This is a genomic window from Serratia sp. A07 (assembly GCF_058725505.1).
Window position 1 is genome coordinate 1 of the sequence record NZ_JBZXDO010000039.1, and the last position, 22,629, is coordinate 22,629.

Consider the following 22,629-nt stretch of genomic DNA (forward strand, 5'->3'; position numbering starts at 1 on the left):
CCCGGGTGGCCGGAATTTGCTTTTTGTACGGCGTCCATGCTGAGTGCGCGGATGGCGTTGGCAAGCTCTTTACGAGAAGACATAACGAAACTCCAGTACGGTTACAGTTGAGCGACCAACATGTCTTCCAGCTTCTGCTGGTCGACGGCGAACAGGCGAATGCCTTCGGCGAGTTTTTCCACCGCCATGGCATCCTGGTTGTGCAGCCAGCGGAACTCCGCTTCGGCCAGCGGGGCAGGTTGATGGAAGCCCTCGGTAGACGGGGTCAGCTTGCGCTCGACCGGCTGGTCGCTGTTTTTCAGCTGCTCCAAAAGGTTTGGTGCGATGGTCAGGCGATCGCAGCCGGCCAGCGCCAAAATCTGCTCAACCTTACGGAAGCTGGCGCCCATGATCACCGTCTGGTAACGATGACGCTTGTAGTATTCATAGATGGTACGCACCGACTTCACGCCCGGATCCTGATCGGCATCGTAGTCGGCGGCAGGCTGTTTGGCCTGGTACCAGTCATAGATGCGGCCGACGAACGGCGAGATCAGATACACGCCGGCTTCGGCGCAGGCGCGGGCCTGGGCGAAGGAGAACAGCAGCGTCAGGTTGGTGTTGATGCCTTCTTTTTCCAGCTCTTCGGCGGCTTTGATGCCTTCCCAGGTGGAAGCCAGTTTGATCAGGATGCGCGATTTGTCGATGCCCTGTTCCTGATACATGGCGATCAGCTTGCGCGCTTTGGCGACGCACATGCCGCGATCGAACGACAGGCGGGCGTCCACTTCGGTGGAGATGCGGCCCGGCACGCTTTTGAGGATCTCGACGCCGATATTGACCGCCAGCTTATCGCTGGCGTTGATCAGCTGGGTTTCCTTGCTGCCGCCCTGACGACGGGCGTAATCCAGCGCTTCGGCGATCAGCGCCTTGTACTGCGGCAGCGCGGCGGCTTTCAGGATCAGCGAAGGGTTGGTGGTGGCGTCCTGGGGTTCGAACTGGCGGATGGATTCGATATCGCCGCTGTCGGCGACCACCGTGGTCAGCTGCTTGAGTGCGTCTAATTGATTCATTAATAAGCTCCTTGACCAAGCTCAACGTAGGGAAATGAGAACCTTTTTCATCATAGGGGGAACACACTGCATCATCGGGTCGGGAATGAAAATGCGCTTTTTCTGATTGTTGCGATGGATAATAACAATGAATGCCGAATAAACCCAGGCGGGGCGCGGCTTGCGGCGGTGGCAGGCGAAGGGGGCGGTAGCGCAAGAGCCAAAAAAAGAAGGGTTCAGCGCCAGGCTGAACCCTCAAAGATCGTCTCATTTGGCCGATTATTTGCTCAGGTTGACATCGATCGCCTGGTAGAAGGCGTTGGCGGTGTCGGCTATATCCCACACGGCAAGGATCACGTGCGAACCGCTGCGGTCTGCCGGTATATTGCACTGGTGGGTCACCTGTGCGGCAGGGATGGCGCCGCCGTCGTTGAACTGGCAGAACGGCGTCAGGTCAAAGGAGGCGCGGGTCAGCGGCTGGGAAGCGTCCCAGTTCGGTTTGGTGATGAAATAGCGCCAGCTGGTGGTGCTGTGACGCGCGGTCAGCTTCCAGGTAAAGGAGTTTGGGCCGGTTTTCAGGTTGAGTTTGTTCCAGCGCGTCGGCGTTTGCTGATCCAGTTCGAAGAAGGTGGACTTGTCGGCGCTGGCGATATGGCCGTCAGCCGGGCCGGCCTTCGGGAAGCCTTTCAGGCCTTCGACGCTCTGCGGTTCATACTGCACGCTGCCGCACTGGGTGTTGAGCTGCAGTTTGCACTGATAGGCACGGCTGGCCGGCGATTCGACGTAACCGTGGGCATTCGCCTGTTGCGAAACGCCGAACATGGCCGCGCTCAGCAGGCCCAGAGAAAGCAGGGTACGGGAAGTTTTGTTCATAAGTCACTCCTGACTGAAATTATGTTGTAAGTTGAGCGTATTTCACCGACAAAATGAGAGGCTAATAACGCAATTAGAAATAACCCTGTTTGTCGGCTTGTTTTATTTTTATCATTCTGGTTGTGCAGCAGAGCGGAATGTTTTAGCGGCTATTAACGAAAATTATTATGATGACGATCTTTGATCGTTAGGCTGAATTTATTTAACTGTCACAGTGTAAAAGCACGGCGCTATGATGAAATTTATATCATGTAGTGATGAATAGTATTTAAGATAGCGCTCTCATTTATGAAGTATATTGCTTGTTGCCTTGAGTACCCTTGTTCGACTTGATCGATTTTTGTGCGCCACCACCTCGGGAATTTAGTGTCATTTTTCTTATTTTATTTTAAAGAGGAATTTGTATGACTAGATTATCCCTGGACGCGATTAAAATAATCAGCACCATCAAGAGCACCGGCTCTTTCTCTATGGCGGCGGAGGCGCTGCATAAAACGCCTTCGGCGATCTCTTATCGGGTTTCCAATATTGAAAGCAAACTCTGCGTGAAACTTTTTCATCGCAATGGCCCCATGATTACCCTGACGGATGAAGGGGAATTTCTCCTGCAGGAGGGCAGCTGGATATTAAATGCGGTGCAGGATTTGGAAAGTCGGGTAAGAAACATCCCCAAGCTGGACAATAATATCCGCCTGGCGGTGGACACCTTCTTCCCGCTGGAGACCCTGACGCAGGATATCCGCGACTATATTCAGCATTGCCCGAACGCCAATATCTCGGTGCAGCGGGAAGCGCTGAACGGCACCTGGGATGCGCTGAAGAACAACCGGGCGGACCTGATCATTGCCATCGGCCAAATTCCCGACAGCGTACAGGCCAAAACCCTGATGCTCGGCAAGCTCAACTTCGTGCTGTGTGTGTCGCCTTCGCACCCGTTCGCGGCGCAGAGAAAGCCGGTGTGCAAGAAGCAGCGCTTGAACGACATCGTGGTGGTGATCGCCGACAGCAGCCATGAGCTGCCAAAACGCAATCACGGCACGCTGCCTCTGCAGCGCCAGCTGGTGGTGTGCGATGTGGAAAGCAACCTGGCGCTGCTCAAACGCGGCATCGGCCACGCTTTTCTGCCGCCTGCGCTGATCGAAAAGGAATTGGCCAGCGGCGAACTGGTGACGGTGCCGGTGGAGATGCAAAAGGGCGACGAAATGATTTGGCTGGCGTGGCATCCGGCCAGCAAGGGCGCCGGGTTTAGCTGGTGGCATGAGCGGCTGACGCGCAAAAGCGATGTTTACAGCCTGATGGGCCGGGAAGTGGTGCGGGATGGCGGCTATCCTTGGTGCCACAACTGAAGGAATAGAGACGAAGGGACGCGAAAATCAAACGGTTAACTCAATGAAAACCCCGCAGCGTTCGGCTACGGGGTTTTTTTATGGCTTACGCCACGCGGCCTACTTTCAGCCAGGCGCTGTCGGAACCCGGCGCCGAGGTGATATAGCCCCACTTGGTCTGCCAGACGTAACCCTGATAGGACACCAGCGCGCCCTGCGCGTAAATGGTGCCCGGCACGTAGGCCGGCGCGGTCATGATCGGCAGGTTGCCGGGGCCGACGCCGGTGTAGCGCAGGCCGGTGCCCATATCCAGCTGGCTGTCGTCGTAGTCCGCGGCGTTGAAATAGCGATCCAGCGCGGCCAGCAGATCGCCGTTGCGGTTGTCTTGCCCCAGATGCCAGAACATCACGCCGCCCAGCTGCTGCTGCTTGATGTACTTCGCTTTGTATTTGAAGCTTTCGGCATCGTCATAGGTGACGAACAGCCCGTTCTGCGCATGATACAGGTAAGGGGTTTTGGTCTTGTCGTTCCACAACCGCTGATAGCCGTAGTTGCCCTGCAGCATCTGCTCCAGCTGGCGATAGGAGGCGATGCGCGGATCTTTGTCGCGCACGCACTCTTCGCAGCCCACCAGCCAGTAGTCGGTGCTCGGATACGGATCTTCGCCCGGCGTGCTGTGGCTGCTGTACTGGCCGCCGTTGCTGCCGCTGACGCCTTTGAAGGCGCGGCCGTAGAAGGGAACGCCCATCACGATCTTGGCGCTCGGCACGCCTTCCATCATCAGGTGTTGCTGCACCGCGGCGTCGACCGTCAGGCTGAACGGGCTGGGGAAGGCGCGGGTCAGCTCTTCCCAGCTCCAGCCCAGATTGGCTTCGCGCAGCGCGTTGTAGAAGGTCGGCCCGGCCGCGTCGCCGAACAGCGCCGCCTGGTGGTTGGTGATCTTCTCCCAGGGGCCGGCCAGATCGTAGGTCATCAGGTTGATGTAATCGAGCGGCGCGACGATCTGCGCCAGCTTGCTGTAATAGCGCGACAGGAAGAAGGCGCCGCCGGCGCCGGCGATGGTCAACTGATACGGCAGCGCCTGGCGGCCGTCGGCGACGGTTTGCTGATTCAGCAGGGTGCGGATCTCTTGCAGCGCGGCGATGAAACCCTCCACTTCTGAGGCCTGCGGGTACTCCCAGTCGATGTCCACGCCGTCGAAGCCGTAATCCTTCATGATGCGCACGCAGGATTGGGCAAACTTGGTGCGCGACGCCGGGGTTTTCACCGCGTTGACGTAGTTGGCGTGCGACACGCCCAGATCGTTGGAGTAGTACCAGCCGCCGATGGAGAACATGATGCGCAGGCTGGGGTTGTGCGCTTTGAGCGCGGTCAGGCGATTGACCACATCACGCGCCTTGGCGTCGTTGGTGGCCGGATCCCAGGCGCATTCCAGATTGCTGTTGATGTCCAGGAACGAGAAGTTGATGTGCGTCAGCTGTTTGGCTTTGGCCGGCGTGATGTTGGAAACCGGGAACGGCACGACGGACGTATCGGACTCGGTGTAATTATTGATTTGGTTGGTTGGAATAAAATAATACCCAATAACGGCTTTGCGTGTGGACATGATATTTCTCCAGAGTGGATGTTTTTATGATGGGGAACTATTTCCCGCAGCCATTAATGTTTATTTTTGGTGAAAACAAAAGTCGAAATAAATCACGATAACAATGAATTTTTATTCACTGCCGTACACATTGGCGGTTATGCGTTGTGCCAGCGCTCAGCATGAATGAATTCGACCATAGGGTCTGTATTTATTCATTTGCTTTGTCATAGCATCCTTAACTAGATTCTGATTATCCGATGTCCCACCGGCCGTGATTGGCATTTAATTAAAAATAAAAAAGGAGATGAGCTATGTCCAGCATAGAGCCTGACGCTGTTGGCTTAATAGTCCAGCGAGTATGTGAATATCTTCAGCCGGTATTAAACGCCATTTTGGCCGGCGTAATGGCGTTATTGCACGGCGCCTATCGCAACGTGGGTATTCGGCGGCGTTTATTGAATGCGGCGATGTGCGCGTTATTGGCCTGGACGGTGCGCGATGCGCTGGCGCTGATGGGCCTGGAATTAAAGTGGGCGAATTTAGCCAGCGTGCTGATTGGCTTTATGGGGGCGGATTACATCAACGCCTTAATTAAGAAATTCATTGGCAAAAAAACGGGGTTTAAAAATGTTAAATGACATCGAAGATATTCGTTTTACCGCCCGCAGCGAAGAGAACCTGCGCGGCGTACACCCGGATCTGGTGCGCGTTATTCGTTTGGCGCTGCGTTATTCGCTGGTGCCGTTCTCCGTCAGTGAGGGGCTGCGCAGCATGGCGCGCCAGCGGGAAATGGTGCGCGCCGGCAGCAGCCAGACATTACGCAGCCGCCATCTGACCGGCCACGCGGTGGACGTGGTGGCGATGCCGGCGGGCGTGGTCTCCTGGGAGTGGGATTACTACGCGCAGATTGCGGTGGCGGTGCGGCGCGCGGCGCGTGAATGCGGCATCAACGTTGAATGGGGCGGCGAGTGGAAAACCCTCAAGGATGGCCCGCACTTCCAACTGCCTTTCCGGGACTATCCGGCATGAGCGGTTGGCTGCAAAAACTGATGCAGGGCGGCTTGCTGCTGCTGTTGCTGGCGGCTATCTGCCTGGGTGGCTACAGCTCGCTGCTGTCGCACCAGTTGGCGTCTGCGCGGCAACAGGCGGCAGAGCTGCAGAAAAGCCTGGCGCAGCAGGCCGGGCTAATCGCCACCCTGCAGACTCAGGATGCGCAAAACCGTGCGCTGATGGCGGCGCAGCAGCGGCAGGAACGGCAGCTGCGCCAACAACACGAGGCTTATCAGAGGAAATACCGTGAAGCGATTAAAAACGATCCCTGCGCTGCTCAGCCTCTGCCTGGCGCTGTGCTTGAGCTCCTGCGCCCGGCCGCCGCCGCCGCAGGCCGTGCCGCTGTTGCCCCCTGAGTCGGTGTTTGCTCCTTGTGAGCAACCGCAGCTGCAAGGGGAGACCTGGGGCGATGCGGTAAGCTACACCCTGGCGTTACAAACCTCGTTACACATTTGCGCCGGCCAGGTAGAGACGCTCAACGCCTGGCGCGCCACGCTGCCGCCACGCTGACGGCGGCGTTTCTGTGCGCGTCCCACAGACCTTCTTTTTTTACTTTTAAAACGGTCTTTCGGCCAAGGTTATGGCCCGCTTCAAAGTTTGTGATGTTTCTCTCACTATACTTCAAGGCTGCGCCCTGTCATTGTACTTGGGCGCCACGGCCCACGGCAGGGCGCAGCCTCAAAGCCTTACCTCAACATAAAAGCAAAAAACAAAGGAATCCATAATGGACGAACAGCTCAAACAGAGTGCCCTTGATTTCCATCAGTTTCCTGTCCCAGGGAAGATCCAGGTTTCCCCCACCAAACCGTTGGCGACCCAGCGCGATCTGGCGCTGGCCTATTCGCCGGGCGTCGCCGCGCCTTGCCTCGAGATCGCCGAAGATCCGTTGGCAGCCTACAAATACACCGCGCGCGGCAACCTGGTGGCGGTGATTTCCAACGGCACGGCGGTACTGGGTCTGGGCAATATCGGCGCGTTGGCCGGTAAGCCGGTGATGGAAGGCAAGGGCGTTTTGTTCAAGAAGTTTTCCGGTATTGATGTGTTTGATATCGAAGTGGATGAGCATAACCCTGACAAGTTAATCGACATTATCGCCGCGCTGGAACCGACCTTCGGCGGCATCAACCTGGAAGACATCAAGGCGCCGGAGTGTTTCTACATCGAACAGAAACTGCGCGAGCGCATGAAGATCCCGGTGTTCCACGACGACCAGCACGGCACGGCGATCATCACCACTGCGGCGGTGCTCAACGGCCTGCGCGTGGTGAAGAAGAATATCTCCGACGTACGCCTGGTGGTGTCCGGCGCCGGCGCGGCCTCCATCGCCTGCCTGAACCTGCTGGTGGCGCTGGGGCTGCGGCAACAGAACATCACCGTTTGCGACTCCAAGGGCGTCATCTATAAAGGCCGCGACGCCAATATGGAGCAGACCAAAGCCGCCTACGCCATCGAGGATAACGGCCAGCGCACGCTGGGCGACGCCATCCCGAATGCCGACATCTTCCTCGGCTGCTCCGGCCCGGGCGTTCTGACGCAGGATATGGTGAAAACCATGGCGCGCGATCCGCTGATCATGGCGCTGGCCAACCCGGAACCGGAAATTTTACCGCCGCTGGCCAAAGCGGTGCGCCCGGACGCCATCATCTGCACCGGCCGCTCCGATTACCCGAACCAGGTGAACAACGTCCTGTGCTTCCCGTTCATTTTCCGCGGCGCGCTGGACGTGGGCGCTACCACCATCAACGAAGAGATGAAGCTGGCCTGCGTGCATGCCATCGCCGATCTGGCGCTGGCGGAGCAGAGCGACGTGGTGGCTTCCGCCTATGACGACCAGGATCTCTCCTTCGGTCCGGAATACATCATTCCGAAACCGTTCGATCCGCGTCTGATCGTCAAGATCGCGCCGGCGGTAGCCAAGGCGGCGATGGAGTCCGGCGTGGCGACGCGCCCGATCGAAGACTTCGACGCCTACGTCGAGAAGCTGGCGGAGTTCGTCTACAAAACCAACCTGTTCATGAAGCCGATCTTCTCGCAGGCGCGCAAAGAGGTGAAGCGGGTGGTGCTGGCGGAAGGCGAGGAAGAGCGCGTACTGCACGCCACGCAGGAGCTGGTGTCGCAGGGGCTGGCCTTCCCGATCCTGGTCGGCCGCCCGAGCGTGATCGAGATGCGCCTGAAAAAGCTGGGCCTGCAGCTGACGCCGGGCAAAGATTTTGAAGTGGTGAACAACGAGTCGGATCCGCGCTTTAACGAATACTGGGGCGAGTACTACCAGATCATGAAGCGTCGCGGCGTCTCGCAGGAACAGGCGCGCCGTGCGGTGATCGGCAACCCGACGCTGATCGCCGCTATCATGCTGCATCGCGGCGAAGCGGATGCGATGATCTGCGGCACCATCGGCAGCTACCATGAGCATTACGACGTGGTGAAGAACGTGTTCGGCTTCCGTGAAGGCGCGCACGTCGCCGGCGCGATGAACGCGCTGCTGCTGCCGAGCGGCAACACCTTTATCGCCGACACCTACGTCAACGACGATCCGACGCCGGAACAGCTGGCGGAGATCACCCTGATGGCGGCGGAAACCGTGCGCCGCTTTGGTATCGAACCTAAGGTGGCGCTGCTGTCTCATTCCAGCTTCGGCTCTTCCGACTGCCCGGCGGCGCGCAAGATGCGCAAAACGCTGGAGCTGGTGAACGAGCTGGCGCCGGAGCTGGAGATCGACGGCGAAATGCACGGTGACGCCGCATTGGTGGAAAGCATCCGTCACGATCTGATGCCGGACAGCCCGCTGAAAGGCTCGGCCAACCTGCTGATCATGCCGAACATGGAAGCGGCGCGCATCAGCTACAACCTGCTGCGCGTCTCCTGTTCGGAAGGGGTGACCGTCGGGCCGGTGCTGATGGGGGTCGCCAAGCCGGTGCACATCCTGACGCCGATCGCCTCGGTGCGCCGCATCGTCAACATGGTGGCGCTGGCGGTGGTGGAAGCCCAGACCGAACCGCTGTAAGCCCAGGTTGAATGACTGGCCCCCTGCGCCGTTGGCGCCGGGGGCTTTTTTTATGCCTTGCAGCGTGCGGCGATGGCGCGGATATCCTGCGGGGTGGTGCGGCAACAGCCGCCGATCAATTGCGCGCCGAGCGTGCGCCACTCCGTCGCCTGATCGGCCAGGCTGCCGTGCTCGCCGCCGCAGACGTGCCAGGTTTTGCTCACCGCATCGTAGTGCTCGCCGGAGTTGGGGTAGACCAGCAGCGGTTTGTCGGCCAGCGCGCCCAGCTGGCGCAGCGCCGGGGCGACCTTGTCCAGCGCGATGCAGTTGATGCCGATGGCCAGCACCTGCGGGTTGCCGCGCAGCGCGGACAGGACCTCCGTCAGCGGCGTGCCGTCGCTGAGGTGTTGGTTGTCGCGCAGGGTGAAGGCGAACCAAGCGCCGAGCGTCGGGAATTCCTGCAGCAGCGTCAGCAGCGCCTGCAGTTCGGCGAACGACGGCAGCGTTTCGCAGGCCAGCAGATCGACGCCGGCGGCGGCCAGTGCGGCGAGGCGCGGGCGGTGGAAGGCGATCATGTCATCCTGCGCTAGCCGGTAGTCGCCGCGGTATTCCGAGCCGTCGGCCAGATAGGCGCCGTACGGGCCTACCGAGCCGGCGATCAGCAGCGGCACGGCCTGCGGGTGCGCGGCCAGATAATCGCGGCGCGCGCGTTGCGCCAGCTGCACGCTTTTGGCGATCAGCGCCAGCGATTGCTCCTGATCCAGGCCGCGGCGCAAGAAGCCCTGCGGCGTGGCCTGATAGCTGGCGGTGATGGCGCAGTGGGCGCCGGCGTTGAAATAATCGAGATGCACCTGATAGATAAGCTCGGGATTTTCAATCAGCACCTTGGCCGACCACAGCGGATCGGTCAGATCGCAGCCGCGCGCTTCCAGCTCGGTGGCCAGCGCGCCGTCCAGGATCAGCGTGGGGTGTTCGGCCAGCAGGCGGGCGACGGGGTTATTAACCGACATGTTGTTCTCCCAAAGCGGTTTTTTGCCCGGCGCGCCGGGTCAGGAAATAGGTGAGGTAGCACAAGGCGACGAACGGCAGCCCGCAGTAGAGCGCAATGCGCTGCTCCGGATCGAACGCCAGCCCGATGCAGGCCAGCAGGCACAGCGCAAAGCCGAGGATCGGCGTCAGCGGGTAGCCGGGCGCGCGGTATTTCAGGCCGCTTATCGGCTGGCCGCTGCGCAGGTAGGCGCGGCGGAAAGCAAAGTGGGCCGCGCAGATGCTCAGCCACACCGCCACCACCGCAAAACCGGAGATCGCCGACAGGGCGACGAACACCGTGTCCGGCGCGATCACGCTGGTCAGCAGCGCCAGCACGCTACCGAGCATGCTGAAGGTCAGGGCGTTGATCGGAATGCCGCGTGTATTGACGCGCGCAAAGTAGGCCGGCAGGGTGCGCTGGTGGGCCAGCGACCACAGCATGCGCCCCGAGGCGTACAGGCCGGAGTTAGCCGCCGACAGGATGGCGGTCAGGATCACGAAGTTGAAGATATCGGCGGCGTAAGGCACGCCGATGCGTTCAAACACCAGCACGAACGGGCTTTTGACGATCCCCGCCTGATCCATCGGGATCAACGCCGCCAGCACGAAGACCGTGCCGATAAAGAACAGCATCAGGCGGATCACCGTAGTGCGGATCGCCAGCGGCACGACTTTTTCCGGGTTCTCGGTTTCACCGGCGGCGATGCCGATCAGCTCCGTGCCGGAGAAGGCGAAGTTCACTGCCACCATGGTCATCAGGATCGGCAGCGTGCCGTGCGGCAGCCAGCCGGAAGCGGTCAGGTTATGCAGGAACGGCGCCGGCGTGCCGTCTTTCATCGGCAGCAGGCCGAACATGGCGGCGCCGCCCAGAATGATAAACGCCAGAATGGTCACCACTTTGATCAGCGAAAACCAGAATTCGCTTTCGGCGAAAAAGCGGGTGGTCACCACGTTAAGCAGGAAAATGGCCGCGCAGAAGATCAGGCACCACAGCCACACCGGCGACTGCGGGAACCAGTACTGCATGCAGAATCCGGCGGCGGTCAGGCTGGAGCCGAGCGCCACCGTCCAGGTGAGCCAATACAGCCAGGCGACGGCATAGCCGGTGGCCGGCCCCAGATAGCGCGAAGCATAGACGTGAAAAGCGCCGGTTTCCGGCATCGCCACCGACAACTCGCCCAGGCACAGCATCACCAGATACACCACCAGCGCACCGATCAGGTAGGCCAGCAGCGTGCCGAGCGCCCCGGTGGTGGAGATGATGTAGCCGGTGTTGAAAAACAGCCCGGTGCCGATCACGCCGCCCAGCGATAGCATCACCAGGTGCCGGGCCTTCATGCTGCGTTTGAACTGTCCTGCGGCGGGTGCCGATGGTTGCATAATAATCTATCCGTATAGACGTCTAAATATCTGAATGGCTATTGGTTATACCCGCAATGCTTTTTCAACGCAATGCGCAGCCGGCGATCGCCGCGTAAAAAAATCGTTAAGCCGGATCTATATGCAAATGATAATTATTATCTATAATGTCGCCATTTTCGATAATGGGGCAACATGATGAGATACCTGATTTTATTGGCGGCGTTGGCGCTCGGCGCCTGCAGCCAGGCGCCGGTGAAGGCGCCGGCCAACGACGTCGCGAGTTTGGGGAGCATCACCGATCTGCACAGCGGCGCGACCCTGACGCCTGAGCAGTTGTTGACGCGACTGGCGCAGCAGCCGCGGGTGATCCTGGGGGAGAAGCATGACAATCCTTACCACCATCAGATTGAGCAATGGCTGGTGCAGCAGCTGCCGCTGCGGCGGCCGCAGGGCAGCGTGCTGATGGAGATGATCAACCCGAACCAACAGGCGCAGGTCGACAAGGTCAAGCAGTGGTTGCAGAGCGATCCCACGGTGCGTGACGGCCGCGTAGCGGAGCTGATCGCCTGGCAGCCGGGCTGGAAGTGGGAGCTGTATGGCGGGGTGACGATGGCGGCGATGCGCGCGCCTTACCCGCTGTGGTCGGCCAATCTGGATCGCAGCGAGATTACGGCGTTCTATCAGCAGCCGCAGTTCCCGGCGGGGCAGCTATCGGCGCAGCCGGCGGTGCGCAAGGCGCTTGAAGAGACCATCCGCACTTCGCACGGCGGCAAGATTGAGGCCGACCAGCTGCAGGCGATGTTGGCGATCCAGCAGCAGCGCGACCGGCGCATGGCGGAACGTCTGCTGGCGGCGCCGACGCCCGCGCTGCTGATCGCCGGTGGCTATCACGCCGCCAAATCGGTGGGGGTGCCGCTGCACGTGCAGGATCTGCAACCGGCGGCGGCGCCGACGGTGCTGATGTTGGCGGAGCCGGGCGTACAGGTCGATGCGAACACCGCAGACTACCTGTGGATCACACCATCAGTGAAATGAATACGTTAAGACAGTGAAAAGGGGTGTTAATTATAGTTGCAAATGATTATCATTAGTAAATGTGATCTGCAATCATTCGCAATTAAGCAAGCTAATGCCCCTATGTTAAGTCAGTCTTACTCCCTCCCGGCCTTTGAACTGCCGCAGCCGCGCTGGGCGCGCGGCCTGCTGCTCGCCCTGGTGGCGCACGCGGCGTTGGTGCTGCTGTTTTACTGGCCGCAGACGGCGCTGGAGCCGGTGGTACTGCCACCGCCGGCGGTGATGATGAGCTGGGCGGCGCAGATTGAAGCGCCGGAAAGCAAGCCGCTGCCGCTGGGCGTGCAGCAGGCGGAATCCGCCGCGGCGCAGCCTGCGGAGCAGCAGCAGCAGCCGGATCTGCCCAAGCTGGCGCGCGCCGAGAATGCGAAAATCGTGACGGCGCAGAAGAAGCGTGCCGAACACCGCCCCCCGCAAAAATCGCAGCCGAAGCCGCAGGAACAGGCCAAAGAGACGCGCAATGCCGCCGCGTCCAGCGCCGCCGCGCCGCAGGCGCAGACGTTTTCCCATCAGACCGCCGCACCGATCAACAGCGACGCCAACAGCAACGCGCAGGCCAAACTGTCGTGGGAGAGCCTGGTGAAAGGCAAACTGAACCGCATCAAGGATTATCCTTTGGATGCCCGCAGCCGCCGGCGCAGCGGCATGCCGCAGGTCAGCTTCAGCGTCGACGCGCAGGGGCGGGTCTCGAACGTCATGCTGCAGGTGCGTTCCGGCACCGCGTCGCTGGATCGGGAAGCGGTGGCGGTGGTGTCACGCGCCCAGCCGTTGCCGCCGCCGCCGCCGGAGATGCTGCAGCAGGGAGCCGTCAAGGTGACGATGCCGATCGATTTCAATCTGGCGGAGCTGAATGCCCGCCGTTAATGCCCGCAGGCGCCGCATCGCCGTCGTGCGCCTCTTCAAACTTCGTGAGGGATTATGAATCCGCTGTTATTCACCCCGCGCCGTCGCATCGCGGCCGCGCTCTGGCTTTCTTTAGGCATCGCCGGCGCCGCGCTGGCGCAACCGCAGCCGCCATTGGCGGAACGCGCGCCGAAAGCGCTAACGGCGCACGGCGAGACGCGCACCGACGATTACTACTGGCTGCGCGACGACAGCCGAAAAGAGCCGAAGGTGCTGGACTACCTGAAGGCGGAGAACCGCTACACCGAGCAGATGATGGCGCCGTACCAGAAGCTGCGCGCCACGCTGTATCAGGAGATGCTGGGCCGCATGAACCCTGACGATCGTTCGGTGCCGTATCAACTCAACGGCTATCGCTATCAGGAAAGCTACGCCGCCGGTAAAGATTTCGCGCTGTATCAGCGCCAGGCGCTCACCGCCGACGCGCCGTGGCAAACCTTGCTGGACGCCAATCAGCGCGCGGCCGGCCACGCCTACTATCGCCTGGGGGCGATGGACGTCAGCCAGGACAACCGCCAGCTGGCGGTGGCCGAAGATCTGCAGGGCCGCCGCCAATACCGCATCTCCCTGCGTGAGATAGGCAGCGAACGCTGGTCGCCGGAAACGCTGGAAAACACCTCCGGCAACATGGTGTGGGCCAACGACAACCAAACCCTGTTCTACGTGCGCAACCACCCGCAAACGCTGTTGCCATACCAGGTTTATCGCCATCAGTACGGTACGCCGACGGCGGAAGATAAGCTGGTGTACCAGGAAAACGATCCGGCGTTCTACCTCAGCCTCGGCCGCTCGTCCTCGCGCGATTACCTGATTCTGACCATCAGCGGTAACACCACCTCCGAGGTGCGCCTGATCGACGCCAACCAGCCGCAGCGCGAGCCGCAGCTGTTCGCCGCCCGGCAGAACGGCCGCGAGTATTACCTCGATCACTACCGCGGCGAGTTCTACCTGCGTTCTAACCATCAGGATCCGAACTTTGGCCTCTACCGCACAGCGGCGGCGGGTAAACCCTGGCAGACGCTGATCGCGCCGCAGGCGCAGCACGAGGTGGAGAGCTTCAGCCTGTTCCGCGACTGGCTGGTGGTGCAGGAGCGCGCCAACGGGCTGGTGCAGCTGCGGCAAATCAGCTGGGACGGTAAAACCGAGCGCGCCATCCCGTTCGATGACGCCAGCTACATGGCCTGGCTGGGCTATAACCCGGAGCCGGACAGCGATCGGTTGCGCTACGGCTATTCGGCGATGACCACGCCGACCCGCACCTATGAGTGGGATCTGAACAAGGGCGAGCGCACCCTGCTGAAGCAGCAGGAGGTGAAAGGCGTCGATCCGAGCCTGTATCACAGCGAGCGCATCTGGGTCACGGCGCGCGACGGCGTGAAGGTGCCGGTCTCGCTGGTGTACCGCACATCGCTGTTCAAAAACGGGCATAACCCGCTACTGGTGTACGGCTACGGCGCTTATGGCATGAGCATGGATCCGGCGTTCAGCGCCAACCGCATCAGCCTGCTGGATCGCGGCTTCGTCTATGCGCTGATCCACGTGCGCGGCGGCGGCGAGCTGGGGCAGAGCTGGTACAAACAGGGCAAGCTGACGCATAAACCGAACAGCTTCAACGACTTCATCGACGCCACCCAGGCGCTGATCAAAGACGGCTACGGCCAGCCGGGGCGCATCTACGCCATGGGCGGCAGCGCCGGCGGCTTGCTGATGGGGGCGGTGATCAATCAGGCGCCGCAGCTGTACAACGCGGTGGTGGCGCAGGTGCCGTTCGTCGACGTGGTGACCACCATGCTGGACGACAGCATTCCGCTGACCACCGGGGAATACGAGGAGTGGGGCAACCCGCACCAGCCGGCCGCCTATGCGCTGATGAAGTCCTACAGCCCGTACGACAACGTGCGCAAGCAGCGTTACCCGAACCTGCTGGTTACCAGCGGCTTGTACGACTCCCAGGTGCAGTATTGGGAGCCGGCCAAATGGGTGGCGAAGCTGCGGCGCTTCAAGCAGGGCGATTCGCTGCTGCTGCTCTCCACCGACATGACCGCCGGCCACGGCGGCAAATCGGGCCGCCTGGCGCGGCTGGAAAACGGCGCGCTGGAGTACGCCTTTATTCTGGCGGCGGACCGGCAGGCGCAGAAATAACCTTTAGCGCCGCAGCACGCTGCGGCGCAATAAAACAATAACAACCTTTTACCGCGCTTTCGGCGGGCTTTTTGCTGGGCATTGTCGGCCATCAAACCTTATTGGCTATTTCTGGGGATATATGAAAATCAAAATGATAGCGAGCCTGATCGGCGCGGGACTGGCGCTGTACGGGCCGGCTGCGGCCGCGCAGGAACAGGCGGAAAATAATAAAGGCAGCGTGGCGTTCAGCCCGCTCAACGTCTCGGCCGCCGACAGCGGCAAAAGCAGCGAAAAAGACGCGTTGGCGAGGCCAGGCGCGTTCAGCTCGCGCGATGAAAACAAGAATCTGGAGTCGGTGGACAGCATTCTGCGCAGTATGCCGGGCACCTATACCCAGATCGATCCCGGCCAGGGATCGGTCAGCGTCAATATTCGCGGCCTGAGCGGCTTTGGCCGGGTCAACACCATGGTCGACGGCATCACGCAAAACTACTACGGCAACTCGCCGAGCGACGCAGCGCACGGGGGATTGCCCACCAGCCAGTTCGGGGCGCTGATCGATCCTAACTTTATCGTCGGCGTCGACGTGGCGCGCGGCAATGCCACCGGCTCCGCTGGGGTGAACGCCCTGGCGGGCAGCGCCAACTTCCGCACTATCGGCGTGGACGACGTGGTGTTTTCCGATAACCCGTTCGGCGTGCGCACCAAATTCTCGGTGGGCAATAACGGCATCGGCCGCAGCGGCATGATCGCCGTGGGTGCCAAAACCGCCGCCTTTGCCGACGGCGGCAGCCTGGGAGCGATGGCAGCGATCAGCGGCAGTTCCATCACCTCCAACTACAAAAACGGCGCCGGTTTCGACAGCGAGGTGTTCAACGTTAATAAAACCTACCGCCAGAACCCGAAATCCCAGCTGTTTAAGGTGGACATCAAGCCGGATGCCTTTAACAGCATCGAACTGTCGGCGCGCAGCTACCAGAATAAAATCACCCGCCGCCACATCGACAGCGACGATTTTTACCTTAAGTATCACTACGCGCCGTTCTCGGAACTGATCGATTTCAACCTGACCGCCAGCACCAGCCGGGGTGAGCAGAAATTCATGTCCAACAACATGGCGGGCTTTAGCGACAGCACGGCGAAAAACATCTCTGATGCGCTGGATATCAACAACACCAGCCGTTTCAGCCTGCAGGACGTCGATTTCGCCTTCAGCTACGGCGGCAAGCTGGTGCGCAACGAGTATAAGAAAAAGGCCTCCGGCTTGGTGACGGATGACAATCAGGCGGAAAGCATGCCGGTGGGAATGTCGGGCAAGCAAGATATTTCCAGCCTGTATAGCGGGTTGCAGGCCAACTACGGCATCTGGCAGGGGAATTTCGATCTGAACTACACCGCCTATCGCCTCTCCGGCTATAAGCCGGCCTGTGACGAGCGCGTAGAGTGCTTCCCGCAGGGCGCCGGCAATATCAACCGCAACGAACACGGCTTTAACCCGTCGGTCATGCTGTCGGCGCAGGTGACGCCGTGGCTGCAGCCGTTCGTCAGCTACAGCAAGTCGATGCGCGGGCCGAATATCCAGGAGGTGTTCTTCGCCAACAGCGGCGGCCAGTCGATGAACCCGTTCCTGAAGGGCGAAAAAGCGGAGACCTGGCAGGGCGGTTTCAATGCCAATGCCCACGATCTGTTGTTCAAGCAGGACAGTTTCCAGCTGAAAGCGGTCTATTTCGAAACCAGAATCAAAAACTACATATCCAGCCAAACCTACCTGGTGTGTAAAAACCGCCAGAAGTGCAACCGCTCGCAGGCGACGCAGGAAGAGTGGGATAACGCGGACGTCAACGTCAGCATGACCATGTACAGTAACGCCCCCGAACCGGTCAAAATGCGCGGGGTGGAGCTCGAAGCGCTGTACGACGCCGGTTTCGCCTTCACCAAGCTGTCGTTAAGCAAGGAGCATACCTCCCAGCCGACCAACCAGGCTAGCAACGTGTTCGGCGCGGGCGATGTCAGCGAACTGCCGGAATTTTACTTCACGCTGGACAGCGGGGTACGCTTGCTGGACGAGAAACTGACGCTGGGCGGGGTAGTGAAATACACCGGCAAATCGGTGCGCCTGTCGCCGGACTCTGATTACGATGAGAATGAGCAGTTGCTGAAAGAGCCGGCGCCGCATATTCCGACCATTATCGATCTGTACGGCACCTATCAGGTGAATCGCAATCTGCTGCTGAAGCTCAGCGTGCAAAACCTGATGGACAAAGACTACTCGGACGCGCTGAACAAGATGAACTCGCTGCCGTCGCAGTCGCAGTATGAGACGCCGACCAACACTGCCCGTGGACGTACCTATATCTTCGGCGGGGAGGTGCGCTTCTAAACCGCAGCGGAGCAGGGCACAGTCACTGCGCCCGTTTCGCCTGCAGCAGCCATTTGTCCAGCTCGTTGGCGAACTGTTGGCGGTCGCGCTGGTTCAGGGCGTTCGGGCCGTCGGTCTGAATGCCGCTGGCGCGCAGGGTATCCATAAAATCGCGCATGTTGAGGCGCTCGCGGATGGTGTCCGGCGTATAGCGTTCGCCGCGCGGGTTCAGCGCCACCGCGCCTTTCTCTATCACCTCCGCCGCCAGCGGGATATCGGCGGTGATCACCAGATCGCCCGCTTCGCAGCGGCGCACGATCTCGTTGTCGGCCACGTCGAAGCCGGCCGCGACTTGCAATGAACGAATGTACTTCGACGGCGGTGTGCGCAATGGCTGGTTCGCCACCAGCGTCACGGTGATGGCGGTACGATCGGCGGCGCGGAACAGCACCTCTTTGATCACGTTCGGACAGGCGTCCGCATCGACCCAAATCTGCATCATTTCGGCTCCTGCAGCCAGTCGCGCACCGGCAGGAAATCGCGCGCCAGCGCCGCTTCCGGGCTGTCGCCTTCCGGCTGGTAGTTATATTCCCAACGCACCAGCGGCGGCATCGACATCAGAATGGACTCGGTGCGCCCGCCGGTTTGCAGCCCGAACAGCGTGCCGCGATCCCACACCAGGTTGAACTCCACGTAGCGGCCGCGACGGTACAGCTGGAACTGGCGCTCGCGCTCGCCCCAGCTCAAGGCCTTGCGTTTTTCGACGATCGGCAGATAGGCGTCGAGGAAGCCCTGGCCCACCGCGCGGGTGAAAGCGAAGCAGTGGTCGAAGTCCGGGGTGTTCAGATCGTCGTAGAACAGGCCGCCGATGCCGCGTGCTTCGTTGCGATGCTTGATGAAGAAGTAATCGTCGCACCATTGCTTGTATTTCGGGTAGACCTCGTCGCCGAACGGCGCACACAGATCGGCCGCGGTGCGGTGCCAGTGCACGGCATCCTCTTCAAAGCCGTAGAACGGCGTCAGATCAAAGCCGCCGCCGAACCACCACACCGGCGCTTCGCCCGGTTTTTCGGCGATGAAGAAACGCACGTTGGCGTGGCTGGTGGGCACGTAAGGGCTGAGCGGATGGATAACCAACGAGACGCCCATCGCCTGGAAGCTGCGCCCGGCCAGTTCCGGACGGTGCGCGGTGGCCGAGGCCGGCAGGGTGGCGCCGGAGACGTGCGAGAAGTTGACCCCCGCCTGTTCGAACACCGCGCCGTTGGTCAGCACGCGGCTGCGGCCACCGCCGCCTTCTTCACGCGTCCATTGATCTTCGGTGAACACGGCGCCGCCGTCGGCCTGGGCGAGCTGCGCGCAGATATGATCCTGCAGCGCCAGCAGGAAGGATTTTACTTCAGCGATGTTAGGTAAACTCATGCGGGGTCTTTATAGCGTCTGGCTGAACAAGGCGCTGAGTATACTCTTATTCACCGCCCGCGGCATCAGCGGGGTTTGCGCTGGTGGGCGTCGAAGTAGTCGAAGAAGTTGACGATGCCGTCCGCGATGGCGCGGGCTATTTTCTCGCGAAACGCGGTGGTGCCCAGCAGCCGCTCTTCGTTCGGGTTGGTGATGAACGAGGTTTCCACCAGCACCGAGGGAATGGACGGGGATTTTAACACCGCGAACGCCGCCTGTTCGGTGCTGTCGCTGTGCAGGTGGTGTACCGGGCGAATTTGGCCGAGCACGTGTCGGCCGAGCGTCAGGCTGTTGTTGATGGTGTCGGTTTGCACCAAATCGAACAGCACCTGCTGCAGGTAGTTGTCCTGATCCTTGTACTTGCCGCCCGCCACGTCGTCGGCGGCGTTTTCACGGTTGGACAGGTAGCGCGCCATGGCGCTGCTGGCGCCGCGGTTGGAGAGGGCGAACACCGAAGCGCCGGAGGCCGATGGGCTGGTAAAGCCGTCGGCGTGAATCGAAATGAACAGGTCGGCCTGGTGCTGGTGGGCGATCTCCACCCGCTGGAACAGCGGAATGAATTCGTCTTCTTCGCGCGTCAGGCGCGCCTCGACGTGGTCATGCTCATGCAGAAAACGGCGCACGTGGTTGGCGATTTCCAGCACGATGTGTTTTTCCTGTGAGCCTTCATGGCCGACCGCGCCGGAGTCGATGCCGCCGTGGCCGGGATCGATCATCACCAGTTTTTTGCCGCCGGCCGGTTTCGCCGCCGGTTTGCTGTGCTGATTGCGCAGTAAGCCTTCCGCCCTGGCGCTGCGGTTTTTCACGCCGAACAGCGCTACCGCCAGGCCGGAAAGCAAAAGTTGGCGTCGCGTCGGGGAAACGGCAAGTGGCTTAAAACTGAGGAATTGTTTACCCTGCTTTTTCATTACGCAACGCTCCATCGACGTTTCTATTTTGCGACGTTATATCGTATTGATAATCATTAATCGACCCGATAACTATTTCCATTTATTACGCCTGTTACCGGCGATTTCTGGGCAAATAGCGCGGTAAATCGCAGTTTGATATTGCGTAAGTGAATAATCACGCGATAATCAGATAAACACCTTAATTAACAGCGGCCAACATCGATGGAAATTCGCGTATTTCGACAAGACGACTTTGAAGAGGTCATTACCCTGTGGGAGCGCTGCGATCTGCTGCGGCCCTGGAACGATCCGGAAATGGACATCGAGCGCAAGCTGAACCACGATCCGGAGCTGTTCCTGGTGGCGGAAGTCGGCGGCGAAGTGGTCGGTTCGGTGATGGGCGGTTATGACGGCCACCGCGGCTCGGCGTATTACCTCGGGGTGCATCCCGACTATCGCGGGCGCGGAATCGCCAATGCGTTGATCAATCGTCTGGAGAAGAAGTTGATCGCCCGCGGCTGCCCGAAGATCCAGATTATGGTGCGCGAAGACAACGACACGGTGGTCGAGATGTACGAGAAGCTCGGCTACGAGATTCAGGGCATCACCAGCCTGGGCAAGCGGCTGATCGAAGATCAGGAATATTGATCGAGCGGCGGGCGGCGGCGTTGCACCGCCCGCCGCAGTGCATTACGGCAGCTTTTTGACGGTTTTCACGTCCACTTCGACGCTGCTCCAGTCTTTATCCACTTTGCCTTCCAACTGCACCTTGTCTTTCGGCGTAACGGTTTGGCCGTTCCAGCGTTTGCGGTCGATATCGACCGTCAGGGTGCCGGTGGCGTCGCGGAAGGTATAGGTTTCGTCGCCGATGCGCTGCTCGATGTTGCCCTGCAGCATCACCCAGGTGTCGTCGCTCATCGATTTCACCTTGTCCACGGTGGCCAGCGCCGCGCTGGGGCCGGAGAAACCGCCTTGTGCGGTGGTTTGCGTTTGGGCCTGCGGCGCGGCCGGATCGAGGAACCCGCCTTGTTGCGCCAGTACCGGTGCGCTGCACAGCGCGATCAGAGCGGCCAGAGTCAGTTTTTTCATGTTGCGCTTCCTTATCGTTATCGAAAATCACATCCCGCTGATATCGGGTTGCTTGCTCAGTGATAAGGATTAAAACACGCCGATCTTAAGAGCTTCTTAAGCCGACGCATTGAAATTCACGCCGCCGGCGCCCATCTGTAGCCATAGTCTTTATTCTGTTGGCAAGGAACGATCGTTGAAGCCATTCTCACCCCGGTTTTCCCCGGACGATTACGACCAGCACGGCACGCTGCGGCTGCCGCTGGGATTTTGGGCCGTGCTGATTTTGCAGGCGCGCACCTGGCTGCTGTTCGTGATGGCCGGCGCTTCGCGTGAGCAGGGTGAAAGCTTGCTGGCGCTGTTTTATCCGGATACCCAACGCTTTTGGTACGGCATGCTGCTCGGCCTGCCGGCGGCGCTGGCGTTTTTGCTGAGCGGCCGCCGTCACCAATGGCCGCGGCTGTGGCGCGGCTGGCGTTGGGGGCTGATTATCTCCGTGCTGGCGTCGCTCGGCGGCTCGCTGTTCAGCCTGTGGCGCCAGGACGGCGATGCGCCGGGGCTGGAGCTGGCGTTGGCGCTGCTCGATGCGCTGGCGCTGAGCTATCTGCTGTTGAATGCGCGCCTGAAAGCCTGTTTTGCGCCGGCGGAGCACGCCGACTAATTGCCGAGAAGTGCGGCACTTTTCGCATTTTCCGCACTCCAAGCTGGCAACCGTTGGCGTAGTGCGGGCCGTTGTGAGAGGCTGGCACGCAGCAAAACGCCGAGTGCGGCAGGGGCGGGTTACCGCCCCGTGCCATTGATGTTTAAGGAGCTAGAGATGAATATTCGCCCCCTGTTGTTAGGGCTTCCGCTGTTACTGACCGGCTGTTCGAGCATGTCCAATTTCTCCTGGTCCAGCCTGTCGCCGTTCAACTGGTTCGGCAGCAGTCTGGAGGTCGGCGCCAAGGGCGTCGGCAAGCTCAACGCCGGCACGCCGATGTCGGAAAGCGCCATCAACGACGGGCTGGACGGCAACTACCGCCTGCGCGGCGGCATGGCGACCAGCAACGGCCAGATCGTCTCTTATTACCAGGCGCTGTCCGGCGACGAAGTGAAGCTGGTGATCACCGGCGAGCCGAAAGGGCACGTGCAGCGGGTAGACGTAATGGATCAGAAAGTGGCGACGGAGTGGGGCAACAAGCTCGGCACGCCGTTCGGCGATATGTACAGCAAGGCGTTTGGCTCCTGTAAACCGGGCAGCGGCGAAGACGCCGGCAAAGTGGAGTGCGTGGCGGAACAGAGTAAGTACGTTACCTATATCTTCAGCGGCAAGTGGGCCGGGGCGCAGGACATCATCCCGCCGGACGACACCCTGAAAAGCTGGACGGTCAGCAAAATCATCTGGCACGCCAAGCCGCAGCAGTAATATGTTCAACGGGCGCCGGTTCGCGGCGCCTGCCTTTTCAAGCCATTACCCCTATTTTCTTTGCGCTGCTGCAAGGCAATCGCCCGTGCTTGCGGTATGATAGCGCGCGT

The 22,629-nt window shown here is 60.4% G+C and carries 23 protein-coding genes; 13 read left to right on the plus strand and 10 right to left on the minus strand.

Going from position 1 to position 22,629, the window contains the following annotated elements; all coding sequences use genetic code 11:
• The 3 genes from AC4PR2_RS24000 to cbp21 all read right to left on the minus strand — a co-directional run.
• Positions 1–83: thiamine pyrophosphate-binding protein (locus AC4PR2_RS24000; protein ID WP_134267863.1), on the minus strand; the 83-nt coding region annotated here is incomplete at its 3' end.
• An 18-nt stretch (positions 84–101) separates the two neighbouring features.
• Positions 102–1,052: a transaldolase gene (tal, locus tag AC4PR2_RS24005; protein ID WP_060419797.1), complete on the minus strand. Its 951-nt coding sequence runs from the start codon at positions 1,050–1,052 to the stop codon at positions 102–104.
• A 258-nt stretch (positions 1,053–1,310) separates the two neighbouring features.
• Entirely contained in the window at positions 1,311–1,904 is a 594-nt protein-coding gene (gene cbp21 / locus AC4PR2_RS24010; protein WP_492175566.1) for a chitin-binding protein/chitosanase CBP21, read from the minus strand.
• A 404-nt stretch (positions 1,905–2,308) separates the two neighbouring features.
• Between cbp21 and AC4PR2_RS24015 the strand changes: the two genes are divergently transcribed.
• On the plus strand, positions 2,309–3,250 hold the full coding sequence (locus AC4PR2_RS24015) for a LysR family transcriptional regulator (RefSeq protein ID WP_038881234.1): 942 nt from the start codon (positions 2,309–2,311) through the stop codon (positions 3,248–3,250).
• A gap of 85 nt (positions 3,251–3,335) precedes the next feature.
• Here the strand turns inward: AC4PR2_RS24015 and chiB are convergent, their stop codons facing one another.
• Positions 3,336–4,835, minus strand: coding sequence for a chitinase ChiB (gene chiB, locus AC4PR2_RS24020; RefSeq protein ID WP_060439255.1), 1,500 nt, complete (start codon positions 4,833–4,835; stop codon positions 3,336–3,338).
• Positions 4,836–5,128: 293 nt separating this feature from the next.
• Here chiB and AC4PR2_RS24025 point away from each other — a divergent pair, with 293 nt between their 5' ends.
• From AC4PR2_RS24025 to maeB, 5 genes are all read left to right on the plus strand, one after another.
• On the plus strand, positions 5,129–5,455 hold the full coding sequence (locus AC4PR2_RS24025) for a phage holin, lambda family (protein ID WP_004936551.1): 327 nt from the start codon (positions 5,129–5,131) through the stop codon (positions 5,453–5,455).
• A gap of 10 nt (positions 5,456–5,465) precedes the next feature.
• Complete coding sequence (gene chiX / locus AC4PR2_RS24030) at positions 5,466–5,846, plus strand: L-Ala D-Glu endopeptidase ChiX (RefSeq protein WP_459426202.1); 381 nt, start codon at positions 5,466–5,468, stop codon at positions 5,844–5,846.
• Positions 5,843–6,223, plus strand: a complete 381-nt coding sequence (locus AC4PR2_RS24035; RefSeq protein ID WP_084827301.1) for a DUF2570 family protein — start codon at positions 5,843–5,845, stop codon at positions 6,221–6,223. Before chiX ends, AC4PR2_RS24035 begins: the two co-directional genes overlap by 4 nt.
• A complete protein-coding gene (gene lysC / locus AC4PR2_RS24040) occupies positions 6,204–6,377 on the plus strand; it encodes an Rz1-like lysis system protein LysC (RefSeq protein ID WP_033635476.1) in 174 nt (57 codons plus the stop codon). The genes AC4PR2_RS24035 and lysC overlap by 20 nt, the downstream gene beginning before the upstream one ends.
• Positions 6,378–6,591: 214 nt before the next feature.
• Positions 6,592–8,871: an NADP-dependent oxaloacetate-decarboxylating malate dehydrogenase gene (gene maeB, locus AC4PR2_RS24045; RefSeq protein WP_038881248.1), complete on the plus strand. Its 2,280-nt coding sequence runs from the start codon at positions 6,592–6,594 to the stop codon at positions 8,869–8,871.
• Positions 8,872–8,921: 50 nt separating this feature from the next.
• Here maeB and mmuM read toward each other — a convergent pair whose 3' ends face one another.
• A complete protein-coding gene (gene mmuM / locus AC4PR2_RS24050) occupies positions 8,922–9,860 on the minus strand; it encodes a homocysteine S-methyltransferase (protein ID WP_187322657.1) in 939 nt (312 codons plus the stop codon).
• On the minus strand, positions 9,850–11,259 hold the full coding sequence (mmuP, locus tag AC4PR2_RS24055; RefSeq protein WP_187322656.1) for an S-methylmethionine permease: 1,410 nt from the start codon (positions 11,257–11,259) through the stop codon (positions 9,850–9,852). The genes mmuM and mmuP overlap by 11 nt, the downstream gene beginning before the upstream one ends.
• A 177-nt stretch (positions 11,260–11,436) precedes the next feature.
• Between mmuP and AC4PR2_RS24060 the strand changes: the two genes are divergently transcribed.
• The 4 genes from AC4PR2_RS24060 (at position 11,437) to AC4PR2_RS24075 (ending at position 17,719) form a co-directional block, all read left to right on the plus strand.
• Entirely contained in the window at positions 11,437–12,276 is an 840-nt protein-coding gene (locus AC4PR2_RS24060) for a ChaN family lipoprotein (protein WP_346420578.1), read from the plus strand.
• A 102-nt stretch (positions 12,277–12,378) separates the two neighbouring features.
• On the plus strand, positions 12,379–13,176 hold the full coding sequence (locus AC4PR2_RS24065; protein WP_492175567.1) for an energy transducer TonB family protein: 798 nt from the start codon (positions 12,379–12,381) through the stop codon (positions 13,174–13,176).
• A 54-nt stretch (positions 13,177–13,230) separates the two neighbouring features.
• The gene (locus AC4PR2_RS24070) at positions 13,231–15,357 is read left to right on the plus strand and encodes a S9 family peptidase (RefSeq protein ID WP_492175568.1); all 2,127 of its coding nucleotides are present in this window, start codon (positions 13,231–13,233) and stop codon (positions 15,355–15,357) included.
• A gap of 121 nt (positions 15,358–15,478) precedes the next feature.
• Complete coding sequence (locus AC4PR2_RS24075) at positions 15,479–17,719, plus strand: TonB-dependent receptor domain-containing protein (protein WP_492175569.1); 2,241 nt, start codon at positions 15,479–15,481, stop codon at positions 17,717–17,719.
• 22 nt (positions 17,720–17,741) lie between these two features.
• Here AC4PR2_RS24075 and AC4PR2_RS24080 read toward each other — a convergent pair whose 3' ends face one another.
• The 3 genes from AC4PR2_RS24080 to amiA form a co-directional block, all read right to left on the minus strand.
• A complete protein-coding gene (locus AC4PR2_RS24080; protein ID WP_492175574.1) occupies positions 17,742–18,197 on the minus strand; it encodes a YaiI/YqxD family protein in 456 nt (151 codons plus the stop codon).
• Positions 18,197–19,117 carry an oxygen-dependent coproporphyrinogen oxidase gene (hemF, locus tag AC4PR2_RS24085; protein ID WP_060439263.1) on the minus strand — a complete coding sequence of 307 codons (921 nt, stop codon included), beginning with the start codon at positions 19,115–19,117 and terminating at the stop codon, positions 18,197–18,199. Before hemF ends, AC4PR2_RS24080 begins: the two co-directional genes overlap by 1 nt.
• Positions 19,118–19,182: 65 nt before the next feature.
• On the minus strand, positions 19,183–20,064 hold the full coding sequence (amiA, locus tag AC4PR2_RS24090) for an N-acetylmuramoyl-L-alanine amidase AmiA (RefSeq protein ID WP_089186276.1): 882 nt from the start codon (positions 20,062–20,064) through the stop codon (positions 19,183–19,185).
• 204 nt (positions 20,065–20,268) lie between these two features.
• Here amiA and AC4PR2_RS24095 point away from each other — a divergent pair, with 204 nt between their 5' ends.
• The gene (locus AC4PR2_RS24095; RefSeq protein ID WP_004936504.1) at positions 20,269–20,694 is read left to right on the plus strand and encodes a GNAT family acetyltransferase; all 426 of its coding nucleotides are present in this window, start codon (positions 20,269–20,271) and stop codon (positions 20,692–20,694) included.
• A 42-nt stretch (positions 20,695–20,736) separates the two neighbouring features.
• Here the strand turns inward: AC4PR2_RS24095 and AC4PR2_RS24100 are convergent, their stop codons facing one another.
• Positions 20,737–21,135 (minus strand): YgiW/YdeI family stress tolerance OB fold protein, encoded by a 399-nt coding sequence (locus AC4PR2_RS24100; protein WP_492175570.1) that lies wholly within the window; start codon positions 21,133–21,135, stop codon positions 20,737–20,739.
• Between the two features lie 175 nt (positions 21,136–21,310).
• Here AC4PR2_RS24100 and AC4PR2_RS24105 point away from each other — a divergent pair, with 175 nt between their 5' ends.
• Together AC4PR2_RS24105 and AC4PR2_RS24110 are read left to right on the plus strand one after the other, a co-directional pair.
• Entirely contained in the window at positions 21,311–21,775 is a 465-nt protein-coding gene (locus AC4PR2_RS24105; RefSeq protein WP_213874100.1) for a DUF2919 domain-containing protein, read from the plus strand.
• Between the two features lie 156 nt (positions 21,776–21,931).
• Entirely contained in the window at positions 21,932–22,519 is a 588-nt protein-coding gene (locus tag AC4PR2_RS24110; protein ID WP_038881279.1) for an RpoE-regulated lipoprotein, read from the plus strand.
• The last annotated feature ends 110 nt before the right edge of the window (positions 22,520–22,629 follow it).